Source organism: Pseudomonas sp. P7779 (assembly GCF_013386315.1).
GTDB lineage: Bacteria > Pseudomonadota > Gammaproteobacteria > Pseudomonadales > Pseudomonadaceae > Aquipseudomonas.
The window spans coordinates 50,436-58,224 of the sequence record NZ_JACARZ010000024.1; the positions used below are offsets into that span (position 1 = coordinate 50,436).

General features: G+C 62.0%; 7 protein-coding genes. 1 reads left to right on the forward strand and 6 read right to left on the reverse strand.

Features of this window, described 5'->3' with window-relative positions; genetic code table 11:
* Positions 1-71 precede the first annotated feature (71 nt).
* The 6 genes from HX869_RS08840 to HX869_RS08865 all read right to left on the reverse strand — a co-directional run bounded on the left by HX869_RS08840 (position 72) and on the right by HX869_RS08865 (position 6,743).
* Positions 72-881, reverse strand: a complete 810-nt coding sequence (locus HX869_RS08840) for an ABC transporter permease (RefSeq protein WP_003209553.1) — start codon at positions 879-881, stop codon at positions 72-74.
* The gene (locus HX869_RS08845) at positions 871-1,800 is read right to left on the reverse strand and encodes an ABC transporter permease (protein WP_003209552.1); all 930 of its coding nucleotides are present in this window, start codon (positions 1,798-1,800) and stop codon (positions 871-873) included. Before HX869_RS08845 ends, HX869_RS08840 begins: the two co-directional genes overlap by 11 nt.
* A 1-nt stretch (position 1,801) precedes the next feature.
* Positions 1,802-2,836, reverse strand: a complete 1,035-nt coding sequence (locus HX869_RS08850; RefSeq protein ID WP_003209551.1) for an ABC transporter ATP-binding protein — start codon at positions 2,834-2,836, stop codon at positions 1,802-1,804.
* Positions 2,837-3,016: 180 nt separating this feature from the next.
* Positions 3,017-4,168: a putative ABC transporter substrate-binding protein YdcS gene (ydcS, locus tag HX869_RS08855; RefSeq protein ID WP_003209550.1), complete on the reverse strand. Its 1,152-nt coding sequence runs from the start codon at positions 4,166-4,168 to the stop codon at positions 3,017-3,019.
* Between the two features lie 72 nt (positions 4,169-4,240).
* Complete coding sequence (locus tag HX869_RS08860; protein WP_003209549.1) at positions 4,241-5,698, reverse strand: gamma-aminobutyraldehyde dehydrogenase; 1,458 nt, start codon at positions 5,696-5,698, stop codon at positions 4,241-4,243.
* Positions 5,699-5,831: 133 nt separating this feature from the next.
* Entirely contained in the window at positions 5,832-6,743 is a 912-nt protein-coding gene (locus HX869_RS08865; protein ID WP_003209548.1) for a LysR family transcriptional regulator, read from the reverse strand.
* Positions 6,744-6,911: 168 nt separating this feature from the next.
* Between HX869_RS08865 and HX869_RS08870 the strand changes: the two genes are divergently transcribed.
* Complete coding sequence (locus tag HX869_RS08870) at positions 6,912-7,625, forward strand: tellurite resistance TerB family protein (protein WP_178902998.1); 714 nt, start codon at positions 6,912-6,914, stop codon at positions 7,623-7,625.
* Positions 7,626-7,789: the final 164 nt, after the last annotated feature.

A 7,789-nucleotide genomic window follows, 5' to 3' on the forward strand; every position in this document is an offset into this window, starting at 1 on the left:
TTCAAGTATGGGAGCGAGCAAGCCCGCTCCCACATTTGAATCTCATTCCTTCAGTGGCAATGTGTTGTCAGTTATTTACCGCCACTACCGGCCACGCTTTCGCCGCCGCGGGTCAGGTAATAGGCACCCAGGATCGGGAACATCGTCACGATCATCACCAGCATCGCCACCACGTTGGTCACCGGCACATCCCGTGGCCGGCTCAACTGGTTGAGCAGCCACAGCGGCAAGGTGCGTTCGTGGCCGGCGGTGAAGGTGGTGACGATGATTTCGTCGAACGACAGCGCGAACGCCAGCATGCCGCCGGCCAGCAACGCCGAGCCGAGGTTGGGCATGATGATGTAGCGGAAGGTCTGCCAGCCGTCGGCGCCGAGGTCCATCGAGGCTTCGATCAGGCTGTGGGAAGTGCGGCGCAAACGGGCGATCACGTTGTTGTAGACGATCACCACGCAGAAGGTCGCGTGGCCGACGATGATGGTGAACATCCCCGGCTCAATCCCCAGGGTCTTGAAGGTCGCCAGCAACGCGATACCGGTGATGATCCCCGGCAGTGCAATCGGCAGGATCAGCATCAGCGAGATGCCTTGCTTGCCGAAGAACTCCCGGCGATACAACGCCGCCGAGGCCAGGGTGCCGAGCACCATCGCAATCAGCGTGGCGATGGCCGCGATTTGCAGCGACAGCTTGATCGCTTCCAATACGTCCGGCCGCGAGAAGGCCACGCTGAACCACTTCAGGGTGAAGCCCTGGGGTGGAAAGCTGAACGCCGCCTCTTCGGTGTTGAAGGCGTAGAGGAAAATGATCAGGATCGGGAAGTGCAGGAAAACCAACCCGCCCCAGGCCGCGATTTTTAGACTGAGTGAGGCTTTTTCAGAGTGCATCGAAGGCCCCCAGACGTTTGACGATGGACAGGTAAACCGCGATCAGCACGATCGGCACCAGGGTGAACGCCGCGGCCATGGGCATGTTGCCGATAGCGCCTTGTTGCGCGTACACCATGCCGCCGACGAAGTAACCCGGCGGGCCCACCAGTTGCGGCACGATGAAGTCGCCCAGGGTCAGCGAGAACGTAAAGATCGAACCCGCCGCGATCCCCGGCACCGACAGCGGCAGAATCACCTGCATGAAGGTCTGGCGCGGCTTGGCGCCGAGGTCTGCCGAGGCCTGCAGCAACGATGGCGGCAAACGCTCCAGCGAGGCCTGGATCGGCAGAATCATGAACGGCAGCCAGATGTACACAAACACCATGAACCGCCCCAGGTGCGAGGTGCTCAAGGTGCTGCCGCCCACGCCGGGAATGCCCATGATGAATTGCAGCGCCGGCTCCAGGCCCAGGTGCTGCACGAACCACTGCGCCACGCCGCCCTTGGCCAGCAGCAGGGTCCAGGCGTAGGCCTTGACGATGTAGCTGGCCCACATCGGCATCATCACCGCGATGTAGAAAAACGCCTTGGTCTTGCCGGTGGTGTAGCGCGCCATGTAGTAGGCGATCGGGAACGCGACGATGGCACTGGCGATGGACACCACCACCGCCATGCTCAAGGTGCGCACGATGATGTCGAAGTTCGACGGCTGGAACAGCGCGGCGAAGTTGGCCAGGGTCAGGTCCGGGGTGACCGCCATGGTGAAGTCATCGAACGTATAGAAGCCTTGCCACAGCAAGGTCAGCAGCGACCCCAAATAGATCGCGCCGAACCAGATCAGCGGCGGCACCAGCAGCAGCGACAGGTACAGGTTGGGCTTCTTGTACAGCAGGTTGGAAAACCTGCGCATCGGGGGTTGGGACAGGGCCAGGCTCATGTCACACCTCGCCTGCGATGTCGGTCAACGGCGTCATGGCTTCCCGCGCCCAGCGCGCGGTGATGGACTGGCCGACTTGATGCCCGGCGGTGGTGTCCAGCCATTGGTTGTTGGCCTGGCTGATGTTCAGGGCCTGGCCGTTTTCCAGTTTCAGTTCGTAGCGGGTGGCGCTGCCCTGGTACTGGATGTCATGCAGCAGGCCGCTGACTTCCACCTCGCCGCTGCCCAGCGGGCCTTCGGCGAAACGCACGTGTTCCGGGCGGATCGAGAACGGCTGCGGGTTACCGCTCAAGCGTTGCGCCAATTCGCCGCGAATCACGTTGGAGGTGCCGACGAATTCCGCGACGAAGGTGGTGGCGGGCTTCATGTACAGGTTGCGTGGGGTGTCGACCTGTTCGATGCGGCCCTTGTTGAATACGGCCACACGGTCGGACATCGACAGTGCTTCGGTCTGGTCGTGGGTGACGAAGATGAAGGTGATGCCAAGTTGGCGTTGCAGTTTCTTCAGCTCGCTTTGCATCTGTTCGCGCAGCTTCAGGTCGAGAGCGCCGAGGGGCTCATCCAGCAGCAATACGCGCGGACGATTGACCAGTGCGCGGGCCAGGGCCACACGTTGACGCTGGCCGCCGGAGAGTTGCACCGGCTTGCGGTCGCCGTAACCGCCGAGGGCGACCATACCCAGGGCTTCTTCGGCGCGGTTGAGGCGTTCGGTCTTGCCCACGCCTTTGACTTTCAGGCCGTAGGCCACGTTGTCGCGCACGTTCATGTGGGGGAACAGCGCGTAATCCTGGAACACAGTGTTCACGTCGCGCTGATACGGCGGCAAGCCGGCGGCTTCCTCACCGTGGATGCGGATGGAGCCGGCACTGGGTTGCTCGAACCCGGCGATCAGGCGCAGGCACGTGGTTTTGCCCGAGCCGGAAGGGCCGAGCATGGAAAAGAACTCGCCGTCCTGGATATCGATGGAAACCCGGTCAACGGCTTTCACTTCGCCGAACTGACGGGAAACGTGGGTGAATTGGACTGCAAGCGTCATGGTGCGGTGCTCCAAAAAGGCGCGTCTTGTAAAAATTAAATCGGAGGTAGAGGTGATCGTTCCCACGCTCTGCGTGGGAATGCAGCGCTGGACGCTCCGCGTCCGCCCTTAAAGTCGTGACGCGGAGCGTCACAGGAGGCATTCCCACGCGGAGCGTGGGAACGATCAACTAGGGAGTGCTTAGCGCCCGCCCATGATCGCGATGTAATCCTGGGTCCAGCGGCTGTACGGCACGAACTTGCCGCCTTCAGCCTGCGGGGTTTTCCAGAAGGCGATCTTCTCGAACTGGTCGAAACCGTTGGTCTTGCAACCCTCGGCGCCCAGCAGTTCGCTTTCCTTGCACGCCGCGGGAACCGCCGGCAACGAACCGAACCACGAGGCCACATCACCCTGGACCTTCGGCTGCAGCGACCAGTCCATCCACTTGTAGGCGCAGTTCGGGTGCTTGGCATCGGTGTGCAGCATGGTGGTATCCGCCCAGCCGGTGGCGCCTTCCTTCGGAATGGTCGAGGCAATCGGCTGTTTCTCGTTCACCAGGCCGTTGACCTGATACGGCCATGCGCTGGAGGCCACCACGCCTTCGTTCTTGAAGTCGCTCATTTGCACGGTGGTGTCATGCCAGTAGCGGTGGATCAACGGCTGCTGGGCGCGCAACAGGTCGAGCACGGCCTTGTACTGGGTTTCGGTCAGCTCGTACGGGCTCTGGATGCCCAGTTCCGGCTTGGTGGCCTTGAGGTACAGCGCCGCATCGGCGATGTAGATCGGGCCGTCATAGGCCTGCACGCGGCCTTTGTTCGGCTTGCCGTCCGGCAGGTTCTGCGCATCGAACACTACGTTCCAGCTGGTGGGCGCGGTCTTGAACACGTTGGTGTTGTACATCAACACGTTCGGGCCCCACTGGTACGGCGTGCCGTACGTTTGCTGGCCGACCACGTACCACGGCGCATCTTTGAGGCGCGGGTCGATGTTCTTCCAGTTGGGAATCAGCGAGGTGTTGATCGGCTGTACGCGCTTGCCGACGATCAACCGCAGCGAGGCATCGCCCGACGCGGTGACCAGGTCGTAGCCGCCCTTGGCCATCAAGCTCACCATCTCGTCGGAGGTGGCGGCGGTCTTGACGTTGACCTTGCAGCCGGTCTCTTTCTCGAAACCGGTGACCCAGTCGTAGTTCTTGTCGCTTTCGCCACGTTCGATATAGCCGGGCCAGGCGACGATATCCAACTGGCCTTCACCGGCACCCACCGCCTTCAGCGGTTCGGCGGCCTGGATGCTGACACTGGCCAGCAGCGCGGTGGTCAGGGCACTGAGCAGTGCGGTCTTGTGCGCAGACATGGGGGTTCCCTCTTCTTTAATTATGGTCGGGGCAGTTTTTGCAGCAGGTGGTGCGTGAGCGTAGTTGTTGTTTTAAAGATGCTGGCCGTGGCGCGCCATGATGTGCCGCACCACGCTGTAGTCCTGTAGCGAATCGCTGGACAGATCTTTGCCATACCCCGAGCGCTTCAAGCCGCCGTGGGGCATTTCGCTGACCAGCATGAAATGACTATTGATCCAGGTGCAGCCGTATTGCAGGCGCGACGCCACTTGCATCGCCTTGTCCAGATTCTGGGTCCACACGGAGGAGGCCAGGCCGTATTCCGAGTCGTTGGCCCAGTCCACCGCCTGTTCCAGCTCGTCGAAGCGGGTCACGGTGACCACCGGGCCGAACACTTCGCGCTGCACGATTTCATCATTCTGTTTACAACCGGCCAGCAAGGTTGGCTGGTAGAAGAAGCCAGCACCGGAATGCACGGCGGCGCCGGTGATGCGTTCGATATGCGGCTGGCCGAGGGCGCGTTCGACAAAACTGGCGACGCGGTCGCGCTGGCGGGTGCTGATCAGCGGGCCGAGTTCGTTGTCGGCATCGCGCTTGCCGGCAAACCGCAGGCTGCTGACGGCGGCGCCGAGCTCGGCCACCAATTTGTCGTGGATGCCGGCCTGGGCGTAGATGCGGCACGCGGCGGTGCAGTCCTGGCCGGCGTTGTAGTAACCGTAGGCGCGCACGCCTTCGACCACGGCTTGCAGGTCGGCGTCGTTGCACACGATCACCGGGGCCTTGCCGCCCAGCTCCAGGTGCGTGCGCTTGAGTGTCTTGGAGGCGGCCTGGAGGATCTTCTGCCCGGTGACGATATCGCCGGTCAACGAGACCATGCGCACCTTCGGGTGGCTGACCAAATGGCTGCCGACCCCTTCGCCGCCGCCACACAGGATGTTGATCACCCCGCGCGGCAACAACTGGCTCAGTACGGGCGCCAGGGCCAGGATCGACAGCGGGGTATGTTCCGACGGCTTGAACACCAGGGTATTACCGGCCGCCAGGGCCGGGGCGATTTTCCAGGCGGCCATCATCAGCGGGTAATTCCACGGCGCAATGGAGGCCACCACGCCAATCGGATCGCGACGCACCATGCTGGTGTAGCCCGGCAGGTATTCACCGCTCAGTTGCCCGGTCTGGCAGCGCACGGCGCCGGCGAAGAAACGGAACACATCGACGGTCGCGCTCAAATCGTCCTGACGTGCCAGGTGCAGCGGCTTGCCGCAATTCAGCGATTCCAGGCGGGCGAGGTAGTCGGCTTGTTTTTCGATTGTCTCGGCGATGCCCAGGAGGATGTTCGAACGCTGCTGGGGCGTGGTCCGCGACCAACCGGCAAAGGCCCGGTGGGCGGCGAGGATTGCGGCTTCGACCTGCTCGGTACTGGCTTCGGCGATATGGGTGAGGATTTCACCGGTGGCCGGGTTGATGATCGGCTCGACAAACCCCTGGCCCGGGACCAGTTCGCCGTCGATCAGCAACGCAGTGAGCAGCGGTGTGGGCGCGCCAGACATTTTTCGCGATCTCTTTTCTTGTGTGGTCATGGCTGTTCTCGTGCGAAGCGCCTGACCTTCTCTTATGGGATGAGCAGAGACTAGAGGTCAGGCGCGAGGTCAACAAATACTAAATACTGAAAGCAGCATTCGATTAAATAGATGGCTTGCGTGGGTGGGGCTGTTCGCGGGCCACCGTCAGGAATGGGTCCACCAGCGCCGGGCGCGCCGTGCCCCGGCGCCAGGCCAGGCCCACGTCGAGGGTCTGGCTGAGGTCGGCAATCGGCCGGGCCTCGATGATGTCGCCTTCCAGGGACCAGGGGCGGTAGGTCATGTCCGGCTGGATCGACACGCCCAGGCCGGCGGCGACCAGGCTTCGCACGGCTTCCGTCGAGGCGGTGCGCAAGGTGACGCGGGGTTGCAGCCCGGCGCCGGTCCACATGCGTTGGGCGTTGTGGCCCATTTCGTCGACGTTCAGCTGAATCAGCGGCTCGCGCGCCACATCCGCCAGGTTGATGCTGTCGTGTTCCAGCAGCGGGTGCTGGGCGGGCAGCCATAAACGGTGGGGCGAGTGGGTGAGCACTTCGGTTTGCAGGGCGTGGCGGTCTTCGAGGTTGGAGAGGATCAGCACGCCGACGTCGATTTCACCGCTGACCAGCAGGTGTTCGATGTAGGGGCGTTCGTCCTCCATCACGCGGATTTCGACATTGGGGTAGGCGCGCTGGAAGCGGGTAAGCAAGTCCGCCAGGTAGTAGCCGGCGACCAGGCTGGTCACGCCGATGATCAACTGCCCGGCCACCTGGTCGGTGCTCTGTTGCAGGCTGCGCTTGGCGTTGTCGACGGTGGCGAGGATGAGGTGTGCCTGGCGCAGGAACTGGTGGCCCTGGTGGGTCAGGGTCATGCCCTTGGCGTGGCGGTTGAACAGGTTGACGCCGATTTCCTGTTCCAGTTGCTGGATCGCCAGGGTCAGGGTGGACTGGGAGATGAAGGCGGTCTGGGCAGCGGCGGAGATCGAGCCGGTCTCGGCCACGGCGATGAAGTGACGGATCTGACGCAAGGTCATCATGCTGGAATTACCAGTGGGGTGTTTTTATAGATTTGTTCGAGTGTATATCGTTTTAATTGAGGGGTAAGCGCGTTACATCTGGAAGCACTCTAGATCGGGGGTTTTTGGCACTTAGTTTTACGCTGGGGGCCTATTGGTCCTGTGAACTTGAGTTTCTGGAGGTTGTGAATGAATACCCGTGGATTGCTCGATCAACTGCTCAAATCCGGCCAGGACATGTTGCAGAACAAGGCTGGCGGGCAGCGCAAGTCAGATGACAAGGGTGCCCTTGGCGGACTGCTGGGTGGCGGCGGGTTGGGTAGCTTGCTTGGCGGTGCCGGTGGTGGGGCCCTCGCGGCCGGCGCCATGGGTCTGTTGCTGGGCAACAAGAAAGCCCGCAAGTTTGGCGGCAAGGCGCTGACCTATGGCGGGTTGGCTGCTTTGGGGGTGATTGCCTACAAGGCCTACGGTAATTGGCAGGCGCAGCAGGTCAGTGCGCCTCAAGGGGAGCCGCAGACCATTGATCGGCTGCCGCCGGCCCAGGTCGAGCAGCACAGCCAGGGGATTTTGAAGGCGCTGGTGGCTGCGGCCAAGGCTGACGGGCATGTGGATGAGCGTGAGCGGGCGTTGATCGAAGGGGAGTTTGTGAAGCTGGATAACGATCGTGAGTTGCAGCAGTGGTTGCATGCCGAGCTGAACAAGCCGCTGGATCCGGCAGATGTGGCTCGGGCTGCCAGTACTCCGGAGTTGGCTGCCGAGATGTATATCGCCAGTGTGATGTTGGTGGATGAGGAGAACTTCATGGAGAAGGCTTACCTCGATGAGTTGGCGCGGCAGCTTAAGTTGGAGCCGGGGTTGAAGGCTGAACTGGAGAAGCAGGTGCGGCAGGCTGAGGTGGTTTGATTGTGTACATATCCGTTTCTGCGGTAACGGCTACTTATGGTAAAAGCAAAGACCAGAACGAAAGCAGAGCCGCTTTTCTGTAGGAGCTGGCTTGCCGGCGATGCAGGCACCTCGGTCTTCCAGACACACCGAGGTGATGCTATCGCCGGCAAGCCAGCTCCTAC

Bases quoted from the DNA above. Each gene is read 5' to 3' on its own strand.
- HX869_RS08840 (WP_003209553.1), bottom strand. From the start codon at position 881: ATGCACTCTGAAAAAGCCTCACTCAGTCTAAAAATCGCGGCCTGGGGC.
- HX869_RS08845 (WP_003209552.1), bottom strand. From the start codon at position 1,800: ATGAGCCTGGCCCTGTCCCAACCCCCGATGCGCAGGTTTTCCAACCTG.
- HX869_RS08850 (WP_003209551.1), bottom strand. From the start codon at position 2,836: ATGACGCTTGCAGTCCAATTCACCCACGTTTCCCGTCAGTTCGGCGAA.
- ydcS (WP_003209550.1), bottom strand. From the start codon at position 4,168: ATGTCTGCGCACAAGACCGCACTGCTCAGTGCCCTGACCACCGCGCTG.
- HX869_RS08860 (WP_003209549.1), bottom strand. From the start codon at position 5,698: ATGTCTGGCGCGCCCACACCGCTGCTCACTGCGTTGCTGATCGACGGC.
- HX869_RS08865 (WP_003209548.1), bottom strand. From the start codon at position 6,743: ATGATGACCTTGCGTCAGATCCGTCACTTCATCGCCGTGGCCGAGACC.
- HX869_RS08870 (WP_178902998.1), top strand. From the start codon at position 6,912: ATGAATACCCGTGGATTGCTCGATCAACTGCTCAAATCCGGCCAGGAC.